This window comes from Paraburkholderia sp., from assembly GCF_047605525.1.
In the GTDB taxonomy this organism is placed as follows: Bacteria; Pseudomonadota; Gammaproteobacteria; order Burkholderiales; family Burkholderiaceae; genus Paraburkholderia.
Window position 1 is genome coordinate 183,643 of the sequence record NZ_JASGFN010000005.1, and the last position, 22,095, is coordinate 205,737.

General features: G+C 64.3%; 20 protein-coding genes and 1 pseudogene. 11 read left to right on the plus strand and 10 right to left on the minus strand.

The annotated features are described in order from the left end of the window. Nucleotides 1-25: 25 nt before the first annotated feature. Nucleotides 26-883, minus strand: a complete 858-nt coding sequence (gene tcdA / locus QM685_RS09455) for a tRNA cyclic N6-threonylcarbamoyladenosine(37) synthase TcdA (protein WP_415115051.1) — start codon at nt 881-883, stop codon at nt 26-28. A gap of 322 nt (nt 884-1,205) precedes the next feature. On the opposite strand from tcdA, the gene pdxH reads away from it, so the two are divergent. The 3 genes from pdxH to QM685_RS09470 all read left to right on the plus strand — a co-directional run bounded on the left by pdxH (nt 1,206) and on the right by QM685_RS09470 (nt 4,443). Beyond that, nucleotides 1,206-1,847, plus strand: coding sequence for a pyridoxamine 5'-phosphate oxidase (gene pdxH, locus QM685_RS09460; protein ID WP_415115053.1), 642 nt, complete (start codon nt 1,206-1,208; stop codon nt 1,845-1,847). Nucleotides 1,848-1,985: 138 nt separating this feature from the next. Further along, complete coding sequence (locus tag QM685_RS09465) at nt 1,986-3,200, plus strand: class I SAM-dependent methyltransferase (RefSeq protein ID WP_415115055.1); 1,215 nt, start codon at nt 1,986-1,988, stop codon at nt 3,198-3,200. A gap of 70 nt (nt 3,201-3,270) precedes the next feature. Further along, the gene (locus QM685_RS09470; protein WP_415115057.1) at nt 3,271-4,443 is read left to right on the plus strand and encodes a DUF72 domain-containing protein; all 1,173 of its coding nucleotides are present in this window, start codon (nt 3,271-3,273) and stop codon (nt 4,441-4,443) included. On the opposite strand, the gene msrA is transcribed toward QM685_RS09470, so the two are convergent. Continuing rightward, complete coding sequence (msrA, locus tag QM685_RS09475; RefSeq protein ID WP_415115059.1) at nt 4,430-4,969, minus strand: peptide-methionine (S)-S-oxide reductase MsrA; 540 nt, start codon at nt 4,967-4,969, stop codon at nt 4,430-4,432. The genes QM685_RS09470 and msrA overlap by 14 nt on opposite strands. Before the next feature lie 422 nt (nt 4,970-5,391). On the opposite strand from msrA, the gene QM685_RS09480 reads away from it, so the two are divergent. The 3 genes from QM685_RS09480 to QM685_RS09490 all read left to right on the plus strand — a co-directional run bounded on the left by QM685_RS09480 (nt 5,392) and on the right by QM685_RS09490 (nt 8,471). After that, nucleotides 5,392-6,777, plus strand: a complete 1,386-nt coding sequence (locus tag QM685_RS09480) for a Rieske 2Fe-2S domain-containing protein (protein ID WP_415115061.1) — start codon at nt 5,392-5,394, stop codon at nt 6,775-6,777. 6 nt (nt 6,778-6,783) lie between these two features. Then, entirely contained in the window at nt 6,784-7,746 is a 963-nt protein-coding gene (locus QM685_RS09485; protein WP_415115063.1) for a PDR/VanB family oxidoreductase, read from the plus strand. A gap of 215 nt (nt 7,747-7,961) precedes the next feature. Next, nucleotides 7,962-8,471, plus strand: a complete 510-nt coding sequence (locus tag QM685_RS09490; protein ID WP_415115065.1) for a flavin reductase family protein — start codon at nt 7,962-7,964, stop codon at nt 8,469-8,471. Nucleotides 8,472-8,531: 60 nt separating this feature from the next. Here the strand turns inward: QM685_RS09490 and QM685_RS09495 are convergent, their stop codons facing one another. After that, on the minus strand, nt 8,532-9,044 hold the full coding sequence (locus QM685_RS09495) for an Lrp/AsnC family transcriptional regulator (protein ID WP_415115067.1): 513 nt from the start codon (nt 9,042-9,044) through the stop codon (nt 8,532-8,534). Nucleotides 9,045-9,174: 130 nt separating this feature from the next. Between QM685_RS09495 and kynB the strand changes: the two genes are divergently transcribed. From kynB to QM685_RS09520, 5 genes and pseudogenes are all read left to right on the plus strand, one after another. Beyond that, nucleotides 9,175-9,825, plus strand: a complete 651-nt coding sequence (kynB, locus tag QM685_RS09500) for an arylformamidase (protein ID WP_415115069.1) — start codon at nt 9,175-9,177, stop codon at nt 9,823-9,825. Nucleotides 9,826-9,918: 93 nt separating this feature from the next. Beyond that, nucleotides 9,919-11,169, plus strand: a complete 1,251-nt coding sequence (gene kynU, locus QM685_RS09505) for a kynureninase (protein WP_415115071.1) — start codon at nt 9,919-9,921, stop codon at nt 11,167-11,169. 10 nt (nt 11,170-11,179) lie between these two features. Next, nucleotides 11,180-12,130, plus strand: a complete 951-nt coding sequence (gene kynA, locus QM685_RS09510; protein WP_415115073.1) for a tryptophan 2,3-dioxygenase — start codon at nt 11,180-11,182, stop codon at nt 12,128-12,130. 284 nt (nt 12,131-12,414) lie between these two features. Beyond that, nucleotides 12,415-13,244, plus strand: a pseudogene (locus QM685_RS09515) (RNase A-like domain-containing protein). 20 nt (nt 13,245-13,264) lie between these two features. After that, on the plus strand, nt 13,265-13,549 hold the full coding sequence (locus QM685_RS09520) for a contact-dependent growth inhibition system immunity protein (protein WP_415115075.1): 285 nt from the start codon (nt 13,265-13,267) through the stop codon (nt 13,547-13,549). A 70-nt stretch (nt 13,550-13,619) separates the two neighbouring features. Here QM685_RS09520 and QM685_RS09525 read toward each other — a convergent pair whose 3' ends face one another. The 7 genes from QM685_RS09525 to QM685_RS09555 form a co-directional block, all read right to left on the minus strand. Further along, the gene (locus QM685_RS09525) at nt 13,620-14,357 is read right to left on the minus strand and encodes an SDR family oxidoreductase (protein ID WP_415115077.1); all 738 of its coding nucleotides are present in this window, start codon (nt 14,355-14,357) and stop codon (nt 13,620-13,622) included. Then, on the minus strand, nt 14,354-15,898 hold the full coding sequence (locus QM685_RS09530) for an FGGY-family carbohydrate kinase (RefSeq protein WP_415115079.1): 1,545 nt from the start codon (nt 15,896-15,898) through the stop codon (nt 14,354-14,356). Before QM685_RS09530 ends, QM685_RS09525 begins: the two co-directional genes overlap by 4 nt. A gap of 46 nt (nt 15,899-15,944) precedes the next feature. Further along, the gene (locus QM685_RS09535) at nt 15,945-17,042 is read right to left on the minus strand and encodes an alcohol dehydrogenase catalytic domain-containing protein (protein WP_415115081.1); all 1,098 of its coding nucleotides are present in this window, start codon (nt 17,040-17,042) and stop codon (nt 15,945-15,947) included. A gap of 43 nt (nt 17,043-17,085) precedes the next feature. Continuing rightward, nucleotides 17,086-18,090: an ABC transporter permease gene (locus QM685_RS09540; protein ID WP_415115083.1), complete on the minus strand. Its 1,005-nt coding sequence runs from the start codon at nt 18,088-18,090 to the stop codon at nt 17,086-17,088. Then, nucleotides 18,077-19,597, minus strand: coding sequence for a sugar ABC transporter ATP-binding protein (locus QM685_RS09545; protein ID WP_415115085.1), 1,521 nt, complete (start codon nt 19,595-19,597; stop codon nt 18,077-18,079). Before QM685_RS09545 ends, QM685_RS09540 begins: the two co-directional genes overlap by 14 nt. A gap of 62 nt (nt 19,598-19,659) precedes the next feature. Next, on the minus strand, nt 19,660-20,631 hold the full coding sequence (locus QM685_RS09550) for an ABC transporter substrate-binding protein (protein WP_415115087.1): 972 nt from the start codon (nt 20,629-20,631) through the stop codon (nt 19,660-19,662). Nucleotides 20,632-20,736: 105 nt separating this feature from the next. Beyond that, nucleotides 20,737-21,714, minus strand: coding sequence for an AraC family transcriptional regulator (locus QM685_RS09555; RefSeq protein ID WP_415115089.1), 978 nt, complete (start codon nt 21,712-21,714; stop codon nt 20,737-20,739). Nucleotides 21,715-22,095: the final 381 nt, after the last annotated feature.

Here is a 22,095-nt window from a genome sequence, read left to right on the forward strand (position 1 = left end):
GCGGCCACGCTCGCCCCCCCCTGCCTCAACCCACCGCCCGTTTCGCCAGCTCGCGCAGCACATGCGCAGCCGCCGCGAAACCGAAGCTCGCGGTCACGCACACGCTCGACCCAAATCCCGCGCAATTCAAACCGACCGGCCCGGTGTGCCCCGGCGACGTGCTCACGTGTTCGGCCTCGTCATCGATATCGCACACGGCGGCTTCCGGATAGATCAGCGGCTCGTCCGAATACACCGCGCTCACCTTGAACTTCGCTTTCGGCCCGCGCGGAAAGCCATGCTGTTTGCGCAACTGCCCGCGCACCTTCGACAGCAGCGGATCCTGGATCGTCAGCGCGAGATCGTCGATGCGGATGCGCGTCGGGTCGAGCTGACCACCCGCGCCGCCCACGGTAATCAGCGGCTGCCCGCGCTCGACGCACCACGCGATCAGCGCGGTCTTCGTGCGCACGCTGTCGATCGCGTCGATCACATAATCGAAGCCGCCGCCGAGCGTGGCGCCGAAATTGTCCGGCTCGACGAAGTCTTCGATCAGGCGCACGTCGCAATACGGATTGATTGCCGCGATGCGCTCGGCCATCGCCTCGACCTTCGGTTTGCCGTAGTTGCCGTCGAGCGCGTGGATCTGCCGGTTCGTGTTGCTTTCGGCGACGTTGTCGAGATCGATCAGCGTCAGCGTGCCGAGCGCGCTGCGCGCCAGCGCCTCCGCGACCCACGATCCCACCCCGCCGATACCGATCACCGCGACGTGCGCGCCCTCGAACGCGGCGAGCGCGCCGGCGCCGTACAGGCGCGCGATGCCGCCGAAGCGCCGCGCGCGGTCGGCGGTTTCATTCGTGTCGACGCTGGTAGTAAGATCGGATTGCGCGGTGGTGCTGGACATGATGGCAGGGCTCGAAAACGCAGACGGAACGGAAAAGCGGCGGGAAAAACGGTGGCGCGCTGATGAACACAGCCGTGAACACACCCGCGCGCAGCCTGTATTCTGCCTGAACGCCCTACCTGAGCACCCGGAACCGCATGGCCGACGCAACAGCCACAGCGGCCGCGCCGGTCGCGCGCCAGCCGCGCAAGGTCACGGGCAGCGACGCAACGTTGCATGCTTGCGCTGGCGCAATGTTCGCCGCGCGACACGGCGGTCTGCCCGCGCGCAAAAAACTGGCTGCTTAGCTATACTTGCCTGACTGTAGCGTTCGCATAACAACATGATCTCACTCGCCGAGCTTCGAAAAAATTATTCGCTGGGCTTTCTGGACGTTGCCGACGTCGACCACGATCCGTTCCGTCAATTCGACACGTGGTTCCGGCAGGCGATCGACGCCAAGCTTCCCGAGCCGAATGCGATGACGTTGGCCACGGTCGACTCGCGCGGCCGGCCCTCGGCGCGCATCGTGCTGATCAAGGGAGTCGACGAGCGCGGCTTCGTGTTCTTCACCAATTACGAGAGCCGCAAGGGCCGCGAGCTGGACGCGAATCCCCACGCGAGCCTGTTGTTTCACTGGATCGAACTCGAGCGCCAGGTGCGCATCGAGGGGCGCGTCGTCAAAACCAATGCGGAAGAAAGCGATGCGTATTTCGCGTCGCGTCCGCTCGGTTCACGCATCGGCGCGTGGGCGTCGAATCAGAGTCAGGTAATTGAAAGCCGTTCGCAGCTCGAGGTACGCGAACGCGAAATCAGCCTGCAATACGGCGACAATCCTCCGCGTCCGCCGCACTGGGGTGGCTATCGTCTCGTGCCCGACGCGATCGAATTCTGGCAGGGGCGCCCGTCCCGTCTGCACGACCGTCTGCTCTTTACACGCGCGGACGCAGGCGGCAACTGGCAGATCGCCCGACTGTCGCCCTGATCCGAACGATGATGCCGGCGCGCGCCGCACAAGCAGACGCGGACCGGCCGGATTGCGTTGCGCGGCCCGCGGAATGCGCCGCGCGCTGTCGCGATCCACAGAAGCTTTGCTTTAAATCAACGAACACGGAGAGATCACATGTTCTGGGAGAAAAAGCTGGCGCAGTGGGTTGAAGATGTGAAGACCAACGCTAACCTCCCTGCACGCCTCGTGCTCTGGGACGGTCAGCAACATGACTTCGGGCAGTTCGCCGCGCCGCAGGTCACGCTGCACGTAAAGAGCGCAACCGCGCTGCCCTATCTGCTCGAACCGAGCCTCGACAATCTCGGCGAGGCCTACGTGAAGGGCAAGATCGACATCGAAGGCAAGCTGTCGGATATCATCAATATCGGTTACGAGCTCGCGCGCAGCACCGTGACCAGCGCGAGCAAGCTCGCGCGCGTGCGGCGCTACTTCAATCACTCGAAGGCGTCGGACAAGAAAGCGATCCAGTATCACTACGACGTCTCGAACGAGTTCTACAAGCTGTGGCTCGACGAGAACATGGTCTACTCGTGCGCGTACTTCGAGACCGGCACCGAAGATCTCGCGACCGCGCAGATCAAGAAGATCGATCACATTCTCACCAAGATCCAGGTGCAGCCCGGCCAGCGTCTGCTCGATATCGGCTGCGGCTGGGGCGCGCTCGTGCTGCGCGCGGCGCAGAAGTTCGGCGCGCAATGCGTGGGCGTCACGCTGTCGCAGAATCAGTTCGATCTCGCCACCGCGCGCGTGAAAGCGGCGGGCCTCGAAAACCAGATCGAGATTCGCCTGCAGGATTATCGCGACGTGGAGGGACAGTTCGATCGCATCACGAGCGTCGGCATGTTCGAGCATGTCGGCCGCAAGAACCTGCCCGGCTACTTCCAGAAGATGCACGAGCTGCTCGCCGACGACGGCATCGCGATGAACCACGGCATCACGTCGAGCGACGCCGACAGCGGCGAAACCGCGCTCGGCGGCGGCGAGTTCATCGACCGCTACGTGTTCCCGGACGGCGAGCTGCCGCACATCAGCCTCGCGCTCGAATCGATGCAGCGCGGCGGCCTCGAACCGGTTGACGTCGAAAGCCTGCGCCGTCACTATGCGCACACGCTCGACATCTGGGCGGAAAATTTCGAAGCCCATGCGGACGAAGCGCGCAAGCTCGTCGACGACGAAAAATTCCGCATCTGGCGCGTGTATCTCGCCGGCTGCGCGTATGCATTCGAAAACGACGACGTATCGATCTTCCAGGTGGTGTGCCGCAAAGCCGGCCGCAGCGCGAAAACCCTGCCGTGGTCGCGCCGCTACATGTACGAAAAACCGCTGTGACGTGTTTGCGCCGCGGCGGCGTGCAGCAGCGGACGCCGCGGCGCAATTCTGAACAGCAGGCCGTACATCGATGGACCAGAGCGGGACGAGTGACGTTGAAGAGCCGGTGAACGGCGGCGCCGGCAACGCGGATAACCCGGCGAGCCACGCCGGGCAGTTCGATCTGTTCGGCGTGCCGGTGGAGGCGGTAGCGGAAGCGGCCGCCGACGCCGCGTCGTCCGCCCCCGACATCCCCGACACGCCGAAAAAACGCCGTAGCCGCGACGTGCTGGCCGCGCCGCCGTCGCCCGAACTGCTCGCGCTCGCGGCCCAACTGCCGCCGCAGGTTCACCTCGGCACGTCGACGTGGTCGTTTCCGGGCTGGAACGGCATCGTCTACGGCGACGACTACAGCAACAGCAAACTGTCGCGCGAAGGCCTCACCGCATACGGCGCGCATCCGCTGCTGAAGACGGTCAGCATCGACCGCTCGTTCTACCAGGCGCTCACGGTCACCGAATACCTGCGCTACGCGCAGCAGGTGCCCGAGCACTTCCGCTTCATCGTCAAGGCGCCGATGACGATCACCGACGCGACCGTGCGCGCTGAGCGCGGCGAGCCGGTATCGCTGAACCCGTGTTTCCTGAACGCGCAAATGGCGATCGACGACTTCGTCACGCCGTGCGTCGAAGGACTCGGCGCGAAAGCCGGCGCGCTCGTGTTCCAGTTCTCACCGCTGCCGGACCAGATGCTCGCGCAGCCGGCGGTTTTCATCGAACGTCTCGGTGAATTTTTCGCCGCGCTGCCGGCGCTGCCCGACGGCAGTTGCTACGCGGTCGAGATTCGCGACGCGAGTCTGCTCACGCCGCGCTTCATCCGTATGCTGAAAGCGGCGGGGGTGCGGTACTGCGTCGGGATTCATGCGCGGATGCCGGATCCGCTGCGTCAAGCCGCGGCGCTCGCGTTGCTCGACGGCGAGCCGGCCGGCCCGCTGATCGTGCGCTGGAGCCTGCATGGCGGCTTCAGGTACGAGCAGGCGAAGGCGAAGTACGCGCCGTTCAACCGGCTCGTCGACGAAGACCCGGCGACGCGCGCGTCGCTCGCCGAACTGGCCGCGCGCTACGCGCTGGCCGGCCAGCCGGTCGTAATCGCGGTCAACAACAAGGCGGAGGGATCGGCGCCGCTGAGCTGCGTGAAGCTCGCGCGGGAGATTGCCGAGGCCTGCGCGCGCCTCGCTCAGCCCGCTTCCGTTACCCCGCCTTGATCCGGTGCGCGAACTTCTGCCGGAATTTCGCGACCTTCGGTGCAACCACGAACGAACAGTAGCCCTGATTCGGATGCTGCGCGAAGTAGTTCTGGTGATACGCCTCGGCGGGCCAGTAATTGCCGTCGAGCGGCAGCACCTCGGTCACGATCCTGCCGTCGTAGATCCGCTGCTCCGCGATCTCGCGGATCGCCTGCAACGCGGTCTCGCGCTGCGCATCGGAATGCGTGAAGATCGCCGAGCGGTATTGCGTGCCGACATCGTTGCCCTGCCGGTTCAACTGGGTCGGATCGTGGATCGCGAAGAAGATGTCGAGAATCTCGCGATAGCTGATCTTCGCCGTATCGAAGTCGACCTTGACCACTTCCGCATGACCGGTCTCGCCGTCGCACACCTGCTCGTAGGTCGGATTGCGCGTATGACCGCCCGCGTAGCCCGACTCCACCGCGGTGACGCCTTCGACGCCCAGATACACCGCTTCGAGACACCAGAAACATCCGCCACCGAGCGTTGCCGTCTCGTTCATATGGTTCACCCCAGAATCAGATACAAAAAATGATCGGCCGCCGGTTTTCACACCGCCGCCGTGTCCGCCACCGTGTCTGAATATATGGCCGGAAACGCGTCTGAAAAGGTTCCGGACGCGCGGCTTTGCCACTCTCAATTACCGCTTCGCCGCCCTCTCGCGGCCTCTCCCGGCATTCCTGCCAGTTCGCGCCGTACAGACTTCCGAGTATAGGGGGGAACGCCAGCGCGCGACGGACGAACAGGCATGCGGTACGCGCGAAATCTCAGGCGCTCCCGTCGCAATGCGGGACGATCGGCAACTTTTCTGGTGCCCGCGGAAGTTGTGCGGCCCCGACGTTCGGCCAAAAATTCCAGCAACGGAATGCACACACCGGACCAGACGGAGACCGGCGCCGCATCCATGCCACGAGGAGAACGGACTTGCTAAGCGCGGAAAAGAATCAGTTGCTGACCCAGGTGGGCCCCGGCACGCCGATGGGCGAATATCTACGCCGCTACTGGCACCCGGTGGCCGGCGCCAGCGAATTCGACGACAAGGCAGTGCGGCCGATTCGCCTGTTCGGCGAAGACCTCGTGCTGTTCAGGAGCCTGTCCGGCCAATACGGCCTGATCCAGCGCCGCTGCCCGCACCGCAACGCCGATCTCGCGTTCGGCTTCGTCGAGCAGGACGGTCTGCGCTGCGCGTATCACGGCTGGGAATTCGGCGCGAGCGGCCAGTGCCTGCATCAGCCGTACGAGGAAATCGTCGACACCGACGCGCGCCTGCGCAGGAAGACCGCGGTCAAGGCCTACGAAGTGCGCGAGAAGGCCGGCATGCTGTGGGCGTATATGGGCCCCGCGCCGGCGCCGGAGCTGCCCGACTGGGAACTCTTCAACTTCGAAAACGGCTTCGCGCAGGCAGTTTTTGCCGAACTGCCGTGCAACTGGTTCCAGTGCCAGGAAAATTCGATCGACCCGATTCACTTCGAATGGACGCACAACAACTGGACCGCGCGTCTGCATGATCGCCACGCGGCCTACGTGCCCACGCATCTGAAAACGCAATACGAGGAGTTCGACTACGGCTTCGTCTACAAGCGGCTGCGCGCGGCCGAGACCGAGCAGAATCCGATGTGGACGATCGGCCGCGTCACGCTGTGGCCGAATGCGTTCTATCTCGGACATCACTTCGAATGGCGCGTGCCGATCGACGACGAGAACACGCTGAGCGTGCTGTGGGTGTTCAGCCGCGTGCCGCGCGAGCAGGAGCCGTACGTGCAGGAGCGTATTCCGTCCTGGTACGGCCCGCTGTACGACGAGAACGGCGCGTGGATCACGAGTCACGTCGCGAATCAGGATTTCGCCGCATGGGTCGGCCAGGGACGTATCACCGATCGCACGAAGGAAACGCTCGGCGCGAGCGATCGCGGCATCGTGATGCTGCGCAAGCGCTTCTTCGACGAGCTCGACGCGGTCGCCGCCGGTGCCGAACCGAAAGGCCTGATCCGCGACCCGGCGGCCAACCGCAACGTGCCGCTGCCGTCCGCGTGCCGCGCCGAAATGCTCGACGGCCTGCCGCGCGCGGAGCTCGACCGGCATCCGCTGCTGGGACCGTATCTGCGCGATTTCATCGGGCAGGCGGGACAGCCGGAACAGGTACGCCTCGACTACGAAAAGGCGATCGGGCAAAAGACGCAGCGCGCGAAGTTTTTCGTCGTGCACGGCGCAACGGCCGCGCCCGACGCGCAAGCGGACGTCGGGAGCGCGAAGGCGCCGCACAGCGAGCCGGCCGCCGGCGAGCGCAACCGCCCGTCGGCCAGCCGCTAAACCGTCATGACGCACTCCCCTCTGCTGCAAGCCCGCGTGCGCATGCTGCGCGACGAAGCCGACGGCGTGCTGAGCGTCGAGCTCGTGCCCGCCGACGGCGCGCATTTCCCCGCCTTCACCGCGGGCTCGCACGTGGATCTGCATCTGCCGAACGGTGTCACGCGCAGCTACTCGCTGCTCAATTCGACCGGCGAGCCCGACCGCTACGTGCTGGGTGTGCTGTTCGATCCGAAGAGCCGCGGCGGCTCGCGCTTCGTGCACGAAAGCCTGCGCTGCGCGACGGTGCTGCCGATCAGCGCGCCGCGCAACAACTTCGAACTGGCGCAACACGCGGATGAAAGCGTGCTGATCGCGGGCGGCATCGGCGTGACGCCGATCCTCTGCATGTACCGACAATTGCGCGCGCAACGCAAAGCCGCGCGCGTCGTCTATTGCGCGCGCTCGCGCAAACAGGCCGCGTTTCTCGACGAATTCGCCGCGCTCGGCGGCGACGTCGCGCTATGGTTCGACGACGAACACGGCGGCCAGCCGTTCGATCTCGCGTCGTACCTCGCCGCGCAGCCGAAGCACGTGCACGCGTACTGCTGCGGTCCGCTGCCGATGCTCGCCGCGTTCGAGGCGGCCTGCGCGGCGAGCGGCATCGCGAACGTGCACGTCGAGCGTTTCGCGGCCGACCCGGCCGTCACGCGCGCGCCGACGAGCGGTTACGTCGTCTACCTGAAGCGCAGCGATCGCACGATCAAAGTGCCGGACGGTGAACGCCTGCTCGACACCCTGCTCGCAGCCGGCGTGAACTGCGACTACAGTTGCCGCGAAGGCATCTGCGGCGCCTGCGAGACGACCGTGCTCGACGGCGAGCCCGAGCATCGCGATTGCGTGCTCAGCGAAGCGGAAAAAGCGGCGGCCCGGAGCATGATGATCTGCGTATCCGGCGCGAAAAACGGCGGCCGGCTCGTGCTCGACCTGTGAACACGTTTTCAAGCGCGTCTCGAAGCGTGGCATGAGCGGCTTCGTGACGGCTTGACGCTCCAGCCGGCACTGCGCTGCGGCATGTGCATCGATTGCAGTTAAAATCGGTGGAAATCCACGATTTCCACCATGACTGTCGAATCATCCGCTACCCGCCGCGCGTGGCCGCGCCCGCACCCGGCTTCCACCCAGCGCGCGCCCGCGACCCTGTCCCGATGAAACGCGCGAGCCCACCCAACTTCGATCAGAACGCCTTCAGGCAGGCGCTCAGCCAGTTCGCGACCGGCGTCACCGTCATCACGACGCGCGCGGCGTCCGGCCAACTGATCGGCATCACGGCCAGTTCGTTCAACTCGGTATCGCTCGATCCGCCGCTCGTGCTGTGGAGTCTCGCGACGCGCTCGGCATCGATGCCGGTGTTCCGCGCCAATAGTCACTACGTGGTCAACGTGCTGGCCGCGTCGCAGTTGGATCTGTGCAAGCGCTTCGCGACCGTCAAGGGCGACCGCTTCGAAGGCGTGTCGCACGCGGCGGGCGATACCGGCATGCCGGTGCTCGACGGCGCGATCGCGTGGTTCGAGTGCCATAACCGCAGCCGCTACGAGGAAGGCGACCACGTGATTTTCGTCGGCGAAGTGGAGCGCTGCGGCGTGCATGAAAACACCGGGGAGATCACGCCGCTGGTGTTCCAGAGCGGTCGGTTCCACGGCCTCAAGCCGCTTTGAGCGTGGCGCCGCGTCCGCGGGACGCGGCCCTCGACGGAGCCCGGCCCCTGCCACCCGCCCTCACCGTTCGCTATGCGCGGCGCCGTGCCCGTTCTTTTTCACGAGCGAAACCGGCACGCCCGAATCTTCCTTCAGCGTCTCGAGCACGATGTTCGAGCGGATGTCCATTACGCCCGGCGCCTTGTACAGGCGGTTGAGCACGAAATCCGAATAGTGTTTGAGGTTGTGCGCGAGGACCCGCAGCAGGTAATGGGTCTCGCCGGTCACGACGAATGCGCCGACCACTTCGGGCCAGTCGCGCAACGCCGCGGCAAAGTGCTCGTGCCAGTTCTCCTGATCGTTGCGCATCGACACCTGCACGAATGCTTCGAGCTCGAACCCCAATACCTCGCGATTCAGACACGCCCTGTAGTGTTCGATGACGCCCTGCTCCTCGAGCAGACGCAGGCGTCGCAGACAGGCCGATGGCGACAGCGAGATGCGCTCCGCGAGGTCGAGATTGCTGATTCGTCCTTCCTGCTGAAGTACCGTCAAGATACGGCAATCGGTGGCGTCGAGTGAGATCGCGCTCATATTCGGTCTCCCTTTCCCGTTTGACTCAAATTATGTTCCAAGACACCGCGAAGAAGGAGATTTTTTCGCAATCACATTTCGTGGCCCGGCAACTATCATCTTCCTATAGACACTTTCTGCCGAAGCCGCCATGCGAACCCTTTGGGACATCACCCCCGCCGTCGACACCGCCACACCCGTCTGGCCGGGCGATACACCGGTCGGCATCGAGCGCGTATGGCGCATGGAAGCGGGCTCGCCGGTCAACGTCGCGCGGCTGACGCTCTCGCCGCACACCGGCGCGCACACCGACGCACCGCTCCATTACGACGCCGATGGCGCCGCGATCGGCAACGTGCCGCTCGATACGTATCTCGGTTTATGCCGGGTGATTCATTGCATCGGCGCGTCGCCTGTTGTGACGCCACAACACCTCGCCGGCTCGCTCGACGATCTGCCGCCGCGAGTCTTACTGCGCACTTACAGAAACGCGCCGACACGCGAGTGGGACAGCGGGTTCTGCGCGGTCGCGCCGGAGACCGTCGATCTGCTCGCCGCGCACGGCGTAAGGCTGCTCGGCATCGACACGCCGTCGCTCGATCCGCAGGAATCGAAGACGATGGACGCGCATCACCGGATCCGCGCGCACCGCATGGCGATTCTCGAAGGCATCGTGCTCGACGCGGTCGAGCCCGGCGACTACGAGCTGATCGCGCTGCCGCTGAAGCTGACCACGCTCGATGCGAGCCCGGTGCGCGCGGTGCTGCGCGCGCTGCCGGCCGCGCCGTCGTCCGCGCATTGATCGGCAACACGCATCGGCAACGCATCGACATCCCGGAACGACCCCCGGCCACACCAACCATACCGATCGGACCCAAGGACCTACTGACCTACCATGAATCATCGTGACGAAGCTCTGGCGCTCGACAACGCCGACCCGCTCGCCGCGCTGCGCGGCCAGTTCGCGCTGTCGCCGAACATCATCTATCTCGACGGCAACTCACTCGGCGTGCCGCCGGCCGCCGCCGCGCAGCGCGCGCAGACCGTGATCGGCGCCGAATGGGGCGAGGGCCTGATCCGTAGCTGGAACAGCGCCGGCTGGTTCGCGCTGCCGCGCCGCCTCGGCAACAAGCTCGCGCCGCTGATCGGCGCGGCCGAGGACGAAGTCGTGATCACCGACACGATTTCGATCAATCTGTTCAAGCTGCTATCGGCCGCGGTGCGGCTCGCGAATGCGCGCGATCCGAAGCGCCGCGTGATCGTCTCCGAGCGCTCGAATTTTCCGAGCGATCTGTATATCGCGCAGGGGTTGATCGAACAGCTCGACCGCGGCTACGAATTGCGTCTCGTCGACGATCCTTCCGAACTGCCCGCCGCGATCGGCGACGACACCGCGATCGCGATGATCACGCACGTGAACTACCGCACCGGCTACATGCACGACATGGCCGCGCTGACGAAGCTGATCCACGACAAGGGCGCGCTCGCGCTGTGGGATCTCGCGCACTCGGCGGGCGCGGTGCCGGTCGATCTGAACGGCGTCGGCGCGGACTACGCGGTCGGCTGCACGTACAAGTATCTGAACGGCGGCCCTGGTTCGCCCGCCTTCGTATGGGTGCCGAAGCGCCATCAGGGCGAATTCGCGCAGCCACTGTCGGGCTGGTGGGGTCATCGCGCGCCGTTCGACATGAACCCGTCGTATCAGCCGGACGCGGGCATCGCCCGCTACCTGTGCGGCACGCAGCCGATCGTGTCGATGGCGCTCGTCGAGTGCGGACTCGACGTGTTCCTGCAAACCGACATGCAGGCCATCCGCGCGAAGTCGCTCGCGCTGACCGATCTGTTCATCGAACTGGTCGAAACGCGTTGCGGCGAGTTTCCGCTCAAGCTCGTGACACCGCGCGAACACGCGCGGCGCGGCTCGCACGCGAGCTTCGAACATCCGCACGGCTACGAGGTGATGCAGGCACTGATCGCGCGCGGCGTGATCGGCGACTATCGTGAGCCTCATGTGCTGCGCTTCGGCTTCACGCCGCTTTACACGCGCTTCGTCGATGTGTGGGACGCCGTCGAAATGCTGCGCGACGTGCTCACGCAGGAGACCTGGCGGGCTCGAGAATTCGCCGCGCGCGGCGCCGTAACCTGAGGAAACCAGAATGACCGATCACATGGACACGCCGGGCTTGCCGGAAGAACCGGCGGCACGAGGCTGCCCGTTCGGGTATGGGCAGCCGCCGCCAGCTACGCCGGCGACGCCCCACGCGGCCGCTTCGCCCGGCGGCGCCGACAGCGGCTGGCACGGCGCGCAGCTCGACTTCTCGGAGTCGATGAGCTACGGCGATTATCTGTCGCTCGGCAAGGTGCTGGATGCGCAGCATCCGTTGTCGCCGGATCACAACGAGATGCTGTTCATCATCCAGCATCAGACCAGCGAACTGTGGATGAAGCTCGCGCTATATGAACTGCGCGCGGCGCTGAAGGCGGTGCATCGCGACGAACTGCCGCCCGCGTTCAAGATGCTCGCGCGCGTGTCGCGCATCATGGAGCAACTGGTGCAGGCGTGGAACGTGCTCGCGACGATGACGCCGTCCGAATATACGGCGATGCGGCCGTACCTCGGCAGCTCGTCGGGCTTCCAGTCGTACCAGTACCGGCAGATCGAGTTTCTGCTCGGCAACAAGAACGAGCAGATGCTCAAGCCGCACGCGCATCACGCCGACGTGTACGCCGACGTGAAGGCCACGCTCGAGGCGCCGTCGTTCTACGACGAGGTGGTGCGCCTGCTCGCGCGGCGCGGCTTCGCGATTTCGCCGGCGCGGCTCGAACGCGACTGGACCAAGCCGACCGAACACGATGCGTCGGTCGAGGCGGCGTGGCTCGAGGTGTATCGCAATCCGTCCGAGCATTGGGAGCTGTACGAGATGGCCGAGGAACTCGTCGATCTCGAGGATGCATTCCGGCAATGGCGCTTCCGGCACGTGACGACGGTCGAGCGCATCATCGGCTTCAAGCAGGGCACTGGCGGCACGAGCGGCGCGCCGTATCTGCGCAAGATGCTCGACGTCGTACTGTTCCCTGAGCTTTGGCATGTGCGGACGTTGTTGTAACGGTTAGCGCGTGTAAGGCGCTTCCCCGACAAACCTGGCATCCCGTATCCGGCGCGGCGCGACGACACAACCGATGGAAAATACAGGTTGTGATTTTCGTGGCGGTCATGCAGGACAGGATATGGCCGGAGAGTCCCAGCGAGCGTAATGCTCGCGGCTATTCCCACTTGATGCAGAACAGGCACTGTGCATCGGAATACGCGAAATTCGGAGTTATCCGAATTTTGAGAGATGGTCAGCATGGCAGCATCGGAACCCCATAAAAAACGTCAGAGGGTTTCGATATGTCAGGTGCCGATAACACGGAAGGAGTGAAGGTTGTACTGAGTGCTCCGCAACTCGCGGCCGTGCTATCCCGCCAGTCGATCAGCCAGACGGAAATGACGACCAATCGGCTTTGGGGCGGATTGCAGGTCATCGGCGGCGTGCTGGAAATGGTCGGTGCGGGTGCGTTGTGCGTTTTGCCGGAGCCGACGATGGCGAGCAAAGCCGGGTGTGTCGTGTTCGGGGTACATGGCTCGGATTCGGCGGCGGCGGGCCTGCGGCAGATCTGGACTGGTCAGGACACGGTCACACTGACCCGGCAGGGCACGACGAAACTCGCTGAAGCGATGAGGGTGAGCCCTGACATGGCGGACAACATCGGCCTCTCCGTCGATATCGCCGTGCCATTCGGCTTTGCTGGCTCGATCAGGGCGGCACGCGCGATGCGAGTCACGACGGGCCGGATCAAACTGGACATGCATGAGGCGAAGGCGGGCAGCCGGATCGGTGGGCATACGATTTTGAAACATGTCGGGAGGACTGAAGCGCAGTTGCGGGAGAGGCTCAGATTGGAGCCGGGGAAGCGCGTAGTATCGTCTTTCGTAAATCGTGAGGAGGCGGAGTGGGCTATATCGGAAACGATGCGCGCAAATGCCTTGCTGATTAATGCATGGACAAAAGCGCCGAAGTGGCCTCTGAGGCTGGAGAAGGACGTTGGAAAAAAAGTGGGTTACGCATTGGTCAAGAAGACCGACACCTTGGTGGATAGCAGTAAGGTGAGATTGTCTTGAAGTACGAAGCGTATAACGGGATGCCGTACTATATTCTCACGGCTATGCTCAGTGACTGATTTCGCGTGGATATTGATATATGAAGTACTTTAATCTGGATCAATTGATCGGTGTTTACTTCAATGAAGATTTCGACTACTGGGGGAACACAATTGAAGAGTTGGTTCGGGCTTGTGCAAGCGCCAGCACGCCAGAAATGATTAACGCGACGGTGGCCGAGATAGACCAATTCAAGAGCGATCATGCTGGAAATCTTGACGCAGCCTTTGAGGAGAATTTTGGCAGGCAGTTCGACCCGACACTGTGGGGACATACAGCGGAGTCTTTTCTTGACGAACTGAAGCGTCTTCTTCTGAGCGAGTAGTCCGCGCTTCCTCGCACCGGATGGCCCCACACCGTCTGACAGGGCCTCCGGCCAACAGTACCAGCCCCCTCTAGCGCGCCGTATACCCCCCATCGATCGGCAGGCACACGCCGCTGATCATCGACGCCGCATCGCTCAGCAAAAACAGGATCGGCGCGGCGACCTCGGCGGATTCGGCGAAACGCCTGAGCGGAATCGCGGCCAGCGCCGGGTCGCGTTTCGCGGGATCGCTCCAGGCCTGCACCGCCATCGGCGTCAGCGTGACGGTCGGGTTCACGCTGTTCACGCGGATGCCATGCGGCCCCAGCTCGATGCACAGCGCGCGCGTGACCGCATCGAGCGCGGCCTTCGACGCCGAATAGCTCAGATGATCGTCGAGCGCGACGAGCGCCGCCTGGCTCGATACGTTGACGATGCTGCCCGCGCGGCGCGCATCGATCATCGCGCGCGCGACGTGTTTCGCGACCAGTACCGCGCCGCGCGTATTCACCGCCATCACGCGATCGAAGCTCGCGGCCGTCGTATCGACCGCGCGTTCGAGCAACGCGATGCCCGCGCAATTGACGAGACCATCGAACGGATCGAGCGCATCGAACGCTTCGTCGATCGCCGATTCGTCGCGAACGTCGAGCGTCAGCGGTTCGCAGCCCGTTTCCTCGGCGAGCCGCGCGAGCTCGTTCACGTTGCGCGCCGCCGCGACGACCGCGGCGCCGCTCGCGCACAACGCCTCGACCGTCGCGCGGCCGATACCGCTCGACGCGCCCGTCACGAGAATCGAGCGGCCGGAAAAATCGAAAGTGGCGTTCATGATGATTGCAACCGATGCATGACCGGCTTCAACGCCGGATAGAGATCCTTGTACACGCCAAAGCGCTCTTCGTATAACGCCACGCGCTGTGCGTCGGGCTGCGCGCGCTCGATCAGCGTGACCCAGCCGCCTTGCGCCACCTCGCGCGAGACGAGCCCGACGCCGAGCGCCGCGAGCAGCGCGGCGCCCATCGCGGCCTCGACGTCCTGTTCGATCGTGTAGACCGGATAGCCGGTGACGTCGGCGATGATCCGCATCCACAGGTCCGAATGCGCGGCGCCGCCGACCACGATCAGCTTGTCGTCGAGCGACGGCGCGCCTTTACGCCCTGCCTCGATGTTGTGCTGCAGCGCGAACGACACGCCTTCCAGCACCGCGCGATACAGATGCGCGCGCGTATGGAAAAGGCTCAAACCGACGAACGCGCCGCTCGCCTTCGCATCCCACACGGGACTGCGCTCGCCCATCAGATACGGCAGGAACAGCACGCCGTCGGCGCCGGCCGGCACTTGCGCGGCCGACTCTTCGAGCAGCCGATGCGGATCGCCATGCGGCGTCGCGCGCGCGGCCTCGCTCTCCGCATGACAGAACTGCTCGCGATACCACGTGACCGACGCACCCGCGGTGATCGCGCCGCCGAACACGTAGATATCGTGCTGCCCGTTGAAGACATGCGGCATGCTGACCAGCCCATGCCGCGCGTCGACGCGCTGATTGATATAGCCCCAGCACATGCTCGTGCCGATCATCGCGACATGCTGACCCGCGCGCGTGACGCCGGCCGCGAACGTCGCCATCGCCGCATCAACGCCGCCCGCGACGATCGCCGTGCCCGGGTCGAGCCCGAGCTGCGCGCTCCATTGCGACAGCAGCCCGCCCACGACTTCCGACGATTCGACGAGGCGATCCGGCATCATCGTCGCCGGAATGCCGAGCATGTCGAGCGCTTCGTCCGACCAGTCGCGCTTCGCGATGTCGTAGACGCCGCCGATGTTGCCGGCCGAGCTGTGATCGACGGCGACCTCGCCGGTCAGCATGTAGATCACGTACGCGTTCGGCGGAAGGAAATAGCGCGTATGCGCCCATACGTCCGGCTCGTTTTCGCGCAGCCACAGCATCTTCGTGTAGCCGTAGTAGCTGTCCACGCCGTTGCCGGTGATCGTATGGAGCCGTTCGAGATCGACGTTATCGCGCACCCAGTCGACCTGCGCGGTCGCGCGCCGGTCCATCCAGATCAGGCACGGCGCGAGCGGCCGCATGTCGCTGTCGACCGCAATACCGGAGCCGCCATACAGGCTGCTCACGCACAGCGCCTTGATCGAACTCGCGGCGACGCCGGCCGCCTTCGCGTCGCGCACGCAGGCGGCCACGCATTCGATCACCGCTTTCAGCCACACCGCGGGCCACTGCTCGGCCCACAGCGGTTTCGGCGTATCGGGCTGGTAGCTCGACGCGTGCTGCGCGACGATCGCGCCGTGCTGATCGACGAGCAGCGCCTTCGTGCTCTGCGTGCCGATATCGACGCCGATGACGTAGTTCATAGAGTCTCCGTTGACAGGCCGCGCGCGAAACTCGCGCGCACGACGCTCACGCGCGCGGCTTCATCAGCACCTTGATCGAGTCGAGCGAGTTCGCGACCCGGATCGCTTCGTCCCATTCTTCCAATGAAAAGCCGTGCGTGACGATGCCCTTCGACGTGACGAGCCCGCGCGCCAGCAGATCGATCGCGATCGGATAGCAGTAGGGCCCAAGGTGCGCGCCGCGCACGTCGAGCTCCTTGCGATCGCCGATCACCGACCAGTCGAGCGTCGTATCGGCGCCGAACACCGAGAATTCGACGAAGCGTCCGAGCTTGCGGATCAGGTCCATCCCCTGGTTCACGCCGATCGGCGCGCCGGTCGTTTCAATATAGACGTCGCAGCCGTATCCGTCAGTGAGCGAATGGATGATCGCGAGCGCGTCGTCCTCCCGCGGATTGATCGTCACGTCCGCGCCGTATTCGCGCGCGAGCGCGAGGCGTTCTTCCACCAGATCGATCACGACGAGCTTCTTCGGCGTCTTCAGATGCGCGATCTGCGTCATCATCAGACCGAGCGGACCCGCGCCCGCGATCACGACCACGTCATCCAGTTGCAGATCGCCGCGATTGACCGTGTGGATCGCGCAGGCCAGCGGCTCGATGATCGCGGCGTCTTCGAGCGAGATGCCGTCGGGAATCTTGTGGACGATCGCGGTCGGCGGAATGCGCATGTATTCGGCCATGCCGCCGTCCGCGACTTCGCGCTGAAAGCCGAAGATGTTGTGCACTTCGCACATCCAGTACTGGCCGGATTTGCAATAGCGGCACTTGCCGCACGGCACGATCTGCTCGGCGATCACGCGGTCGCCCTTTTTCACGCCGAAATGCTCGGCCGCGCCCTCGCCGAGTTCTTCGACATAGCCGAAGAATTCGTGGCCCGGAATCACCGGTGCTTTCACCCACGGGCTCGGGCCGCCCCAGAACATCTTCGCGCCTGAATGGCATTTGCAGTCGCTCGCGCAGATGCCGCACGCGGCGATGCGGATTACCAGCTCATGCGCGCGGGCGGCCGGCTTTTTCACCTGTTCGACGCGATAGTCTTTCGGCGCATGACAGACGATCGCGGTCATGTCTTGCCGATCGGATGGATTGGATGGAGTCGTCATTGCATGGTCCTGCCAGATAGAGAGTGTGTTGGGGAAAAGAGCATCACTTTCTGCGGTCGCGGCTGATGTAGATCGCGAGCAGAATGATTCCGCCCTTGATCACGTTCTGCACGTATGGATTCACGCCGACCATGTTCAGGCCGTTGTTCAGCACGCCCAGCAGCAGCGCGCCGATCAGCGTGCCGATGATCGAGCCGCGTCCGCCCGAGATCGACGTGCCGCCCATCACGACGGCGGCGATCGCGTCGAGTTCGAAGCCGACGCCCGCGTTCGGCTGGCCGCTCATCAGGCGCGCGGTCAGCACGATCGCGGCGAACGCGGACGTCAAGCCGGCGATCGTGTAGACGATCAGCTTCACGCGCGCGACGCGCACGCCCGACAGGCGCGTCGCCTGTTCGTTGCCGCCGATCGCGTACACGTAGCGCCCGAACGGCATGCGTTCGAGCAGTACCCATGCGATCACGTAGATCACGGCCATGATGACGACCGGCGCCTGGATGCCGAGGATCTTGCCGCTGCCGAAAAAGCCGACCCAGTCGGGCAGGCCGTCGATCGGATAGCCGCCGGTGTAGATCAGCGCGAGACCGCGCGCGATGCCCATCGTCGCGAGCGTGACGATGATCGGCGGCATGCCGGCGAACGCGACGAAAAAGCCGTTGGCCGCGCCGAAGCCGAGACCGACCGCGATGCCGATCGCGAGCGCGGCAACCGCGTTCATGCCGGCGACCATCAACCCGGCCGCGAGCGTGCCCGCCAATGCCATCACCGAGCCCACCGACAGATCGATGCCGCCCGTCAGGATCACGCAGGTCATGCCGACCGCGATGATCGCGTTGATCGACACCTGGCGCAGCACGTTCTCGATGTTCGCGGCGGAAAGAAAACTGTCGCTCGCGAACACCATCACGATGCAGACCAGCAGCAGGCCGACGAACGGATAGAACAGCGTCGAGCGTTTCAGCGCGGCCCATGTGAAGCGCACCGGCGCGCCCGGCGTATCGCTCGCGACGGTGGAAGTTTTCGGCGAAGAAGAATCAGGCGTGTTCATGATTAGCTCCGAGCGAACCGGCGGTCGCATAGGTCATCACGGCGTTCGACTCGATCGCGTCGCCTTCGAGCAGCGCTTCGATGCGGCCCTGCCGGAACACGGCGACGCGGTCGCACATGCCGACGATCTCCGGCAGCTCGGACGAGATCATGATGATCGAGTAGCCGCGCGCGGTGAGTTCGCGCATCAGCAGATAGATTTCGGACTTCGCGCCGACGTCGATGCCGCGCGTCGGTTCGTCGAAGATCAGGATGTTCGTGTGGTGATTGAGCCAGCGCGCGATCACGACCTTCTGCTGGTTGCCGCCCGACAGCGTCGCGACCTCGGTGTGCATCGTCGGCGCCTTCACGCCGACGCGCTTCATGATGTCGGCGGTCGCGCGCGCCTCGTTGCGCTGGTCGATAAAGAAGCGCAGCGAGCGATACTTGCCGAGGTTGTTGATCGAGATGTTCTGCTTGATCGAGAAGTCGGTGATGAGCCCTTCGGTCTTGCGGCTCTCCGGCAGAATGCCGACGCCCGCGCGCAACGCATCGGCCGGATCGGCGAGTTTCGCGGCCGCGCCGTTCACGCGGATCTCCTTCACGTAGGCCCGATCCGCGCCGATCACCGCAAGCGCGGTCTCGGTGCGCCCCGAGCCGACCAGTCCGGCGAAACCGAGAATCTCGCCCTCGCGCAGCGTGAAGCTCAACTCCGGACTGTCCTTGAACAACTGCAGGCGCACGACGTCGAGCACGACCTTCGCGCCGGCGCGCGGTGGCGGCTTCGGCGGAAAGCTGCTCTCGATGCGGCGCCCCACCATCATCTGCACGAGGCGGCTCACGTCGGATTGCGCGACCTCGGTCATGCCGACGTACTGGCCGTCGCGCAGCACCGTAATGCGGTCGCACACCTCGAAGATCTCTTCGAGGTGGTGCGAGATGAAGATCATCGCGACGCCCTGCTGCTTCAGCTCGCGCATGATCGTGAACAGATGCGCGGCTTCGGCGGGCGTCAGCGTCGCGGTCGGCTCGTCGAGAATCAGCACGCGCGCATCGAGCGACAATGCCTTGCCGATTTCGACGAACTGCTGCTGCGCGACCGACAGTTCGCGAATCGGCACCGACAGATCGATCGCGATGCCGAGCCGCTCGAAAATCTGTGACGCGACGCGCCGCATTTTGCGGCGTTCGAGCAGGCCCCAGCCGTTCTTCATCTCGCGGCCGAGAAATATGTTCTCCACCGCGTTCAGATACGGAATCAGGCTGAACTCCTGAAACACGATACCGACGCCCGCGGCCACCGCGTCGTGATAGTTCTCGAAGTGGCGTTGCTCGCCATCGAGCGTGATCGTGCCTTCGTCAGGCTGATAGATGCCGCACAGAATCTTCATCAGCGTCGACTTGCCCGCGCCGTTCTCGCCGAGCAGCGCATGAATCTCGCCGCGCGCGATCTCGAGGTGAATGCCTTGCAGCGCCTTCACGCCGGGAAAGCTCTTGCTGATGTTGTCGAGCTTGAGAATCGTGTCCATCGCGTGTTCCTCTGCCGCGGGCCGCCGCGCATGATCGATACATGCGGCGGCCCGTGCCTGCATTACCAGCTAAAGCCCTTCGCGTTGCTCTTGTCGATCAGCTTCACGTCGACCGGAATCGCCTTCGGCACATTGGCGCCCCACTTCTTCGCGAGCGCGATGCCGAGCGCGATGCGCACCTGGTCGGCCGGGAATTGCGCGGAGGTCGCGACGAATTTCGAATTCGGCTTCTGGATCGCGGCAATCGCTTCGGGCGCGCCGTCCACGCTGGTCAGCTTGATGTCCTTGCCCGACGATTCGATCGCCGACAGCGAGCCCATCGCGCCGCCGTCGTTCACGCTGAACACGCCCTTCAGATTCGGATGCGCCTGGATCATGTTCTCGGTGACGGACAGCGCGGTCGCGCGTTCCTGCTTGCCGTTCTGCGTGTCGACCAGTTTCACGCCCGGCGACTTCGCGAGCGCCGCCTTGCAGCCGCGCACGCGTTCGAGAATCGGCACGACCGGAATGCCGTCGAGAATCGCCACTTCGCCGCTGCCGCCGATCGATTTCGCGAGGTATTCGCAGGCCATCACGCCGGCGTCGTAATTCTTCGAGCCGACGAACGAATCGACGGGGCCGTTTGCGTTCGCATCGACCGCGACCACCACCACGCCCGCCTTCTTCGCCGACGTCACCGCCGACTGGATGCCGGTCGAATCGGTCGGATTCACGAGCAGGATGTCGATCTTCTTCTGCAGCATGTCCTCGACGTCGCTGACCTGCTTGCTGACGTCGTGGTGCGCGTCGGTGATCACCACCGTCGCGCCGATCGACGCGGCGGCGTCGTTCAACGCCTTCTGCATCGTCACGAAGTACGGGTTGTTCAGCTCCTGGAACGTCATGCCGATTTTCAGCGGCGCGGCCTGCGCGCCGGCCGAGGCCGCCGCGAGCGACAGACCGAAGGCGAGCGCGGCGACGCGGCGCGCGAGCCCATTCGACGAAACCGACGACAATGCGGAGTGCAAGCGAGGCTGAAAAACAGGTGACTTCATGGTTGTCTCCATTTTTTGAAGTGAGCACGCCCCTCGCGCCGTGGAAGCACGGCGCGATGCGTGTTGAAACGCGGGTGGATTAAAGCAGCGGACTACCGGGTGGCACTACGTGACCGGATAAGCGGCGCCATGACGTGGCAAGCCCGGCGCGATCACGATCGCCGGAGCGTTGTCGATGCCCCGGCCGTGCGCGGCCGCCTCTTCGGAAGCATCGCGGCTCGCATCGTTCAGTTGCTGATAACGGCGAAACGTCGACGGCGCCATCCCCTTCACGGCGAGAAACTGCCGGTTGAAATTCGACAGATTATTGAAGCCCGCCTTGAAGCAGATGTCCGTCACGCTCAACTCGTCGTCGGTGAGCAGTTGGCACGCGAGATTGATGCGCATGCGGTTCACGTACTGCACGAACGGCAGCCCGGTATGGCGGCGGAAATAGCGCGAAAACGCGCTGACGCTCTGACCGGCAAGCTGCGCGAGTTCGGACTCGCGCAACTCGTTCGCGAAGTTCTTGCCGATATACGCGAGCACGTGATTGATGCGGGTCGCCGCGAAGCTGGTCGGATCGGCCTGATACGCGGGACTCGCGAGTGTGTCGCGGTCCTGTGCGTTCATCAGGATCTCGAGCATCGACATGAACAGCACGAGCCGGCGCAGCCCGCGCGCCGCGAGCAGTTCGAGAAAGAGCGGCTGGATCCGCGCCGAGGTCTCCATGCCGAACGACAGGCCGCGGCGCGCGTCGGCGAGCATCGCCTCGACCTGGCGCCACTCCGGAAAACTCTCGAGGCAATTCGACACGAACTCCTGGCCGAACTGCACGACCAGATTGCGCTGCACGACGCTCTCGCCTTCCGGCACGTCGCTGACCCAGTTGTGCGGCAGGTTCGGGCCCATCAGCACCAGATTGCCGGGCGCGAAGCTGCCGATGTGATCGCCGACGAACATCTTGCCGGTCGTCGCGACGATCAGGTGAATCTCGTATTCGGGATGAAAGTGCCAGCGTACCGTGCGATACGGATAGCCATGCGACCACACCTTGAACGATTCGTCGTGGCGTACGGCCACGATCTCGAGATCGGGTTCCACTGTCTGCCTCCATGAAGCGGTGCGCGCTTTGAACGATGCGGGCGCCGCCAAACTTCGTCTTGTAAAGCGAAAAGTAACCGCCAAACGCGCTGACCACCACTCGAAAAGAGACCACTGACCGATACTTTTTTGCATTCGGGTTAGTCCCGACGCGCGCAAGGTCAAATTTGATGCAACGCAAAACGGCTTGCGTGGCGCACTTGGGGATCGAAAACCCCGCGCGTTGCCTTGACTTTCGCTTCACCGGGTACGATCATTCGCTCACATACAGAGCAAATGCTCTATGCACACAAACGCGCGCTTCGAGCCGCGGAGAACTGCAACCGGGTTGCATGGGACCGGAGTAAGCGCTGACGCGCTAACTCTGCCCGACACAGGAGA

Excerpts from the sequence above, each read along its gene's own strand:
- tcdA (WP_415115051.1), bottom strand. The coding sequence starts at position 883 with ATGTCCAGCACCACCGCGCAATCCGATCTTACTACCAGCGTCGACACG.
- pdxH (WP_415115053.1), top strand. The coding sequence starts at position 1,206 with ATGATCTCACTCGCCGAGCTTCGAAAAAATTATTCGCTGGGCTTTCTG.
- QM685_RS09465 (WP_415115055.1), top strand. The coding sequence starts at position 1,986 with ATGTTCTGGGAGAAAAAGCTGGCGCAGTGGGTTGAAGATGTGAAGACC.
- QM685_RS09470 (WP_415115057.1), top strand. The coding sequence starts at position 3,271 with ATGGACCAGAGCGGGACGAGTGACGTTGAAGAGCCGGTGAACGGCGGC.
- msrA (WP_415115059.1), bottom strand. The coding sequence starts at position 4,969 with ATGAACGAGACGGCAACGCTCGGTGGCGGATGTTTCTGGTGTCTCGAA.
- QM685_RS09485 (WP_415115063.1), top strand. The coding sequence starts at position 6,784 with ATGACGCACTCCCCTCTGCTGCAAGCCCGCGTGCGCATGCTGCGCGAC.
- QM685_RS09490 (WP_415115065.1), top strand. The coding sequence starts at position 7,962 with ATGAAACGCGCGAGCCCACCCAACTTCGATCAGAACGCCTTCAGGCAG.
- QM685_RS09495 (WP_415115067.1), bottom strand. The coding sequence starts at position 9,044 with ATGAGCGCGATCTCACTCGACGCCACCGATTGCCGTATCTTGACGGTA.
- kynB (WP_415115069.1), top strand. The coding sequence starts at position 9,175 with ATGCGAACCCTTTGGGACATCACCCCCGCCGTCGACACCGCCACACCC.
- kynU (WP_415115071.1), top strand. The coding sequence starts at position 9,919 with ATGAATCATCGTGACGAAGCTCTGGCGCTCGACAACGCCGACCCGCTC.
- kynA (WP_415115073.1), top strand. The coding sequence starts at position 11,180 with ATGACCGATCACATGGACACGCCGGGCTTGCCGGAAGAACCGGCGGCA.
- QM685_RS09520 (WP_415115075.1), top strand. The coding sequence starts at position 13,265 with ATGAAGTACTTTAATCTGGATCAATTGATCGGTGTTTACTTCAATGAA.
- QM685_RS09525 (WP_415115077.1), bottom strand. The coding sequence starts at position 14,357 with ATGAACGCCACTTTCGATTTTTCCGGCCGCTCGATTCTCGTGACGGGC.
- QM685_RS09530 (WP_415115079.1), bottom strand. The coding sequence starts at position 15,898 with ATGAACTACGTCATCGGCGTCGATATCGGCACGCAGAGCACGAAGGCG.
- QM685_RS09535 (WP_415115081.1), bottom strand. The coding sequence starts at position 17,042 with ATGACGACTCCATCCAATCCATCCGATCGGCAAGACATGACCGCGATC.
- QM685_RS09540 (WP_415115083.1), bottom strand. The coding sequence starts at position 18,090 with ATGAACACGCCTGATTCTTCTTCGCCGAAAACTTCCACCGTCGCGAGC.
- QM685_RS09545 (WP_415115085.1), bottom strand. The coding sequence starts at position 19,597 with ATGGACACGATTCTCAAGCTCGACAACATCAGCAAGAGCTTTCCCGGC.
- QM685_RS09550 (WP_415115087.1), bottom strand. The coding sequence starts at position 20,631 with ATGAAGTCACCTGTTTTTCAGCCTCGCTTGCACTCCGCATTGTCGTCG.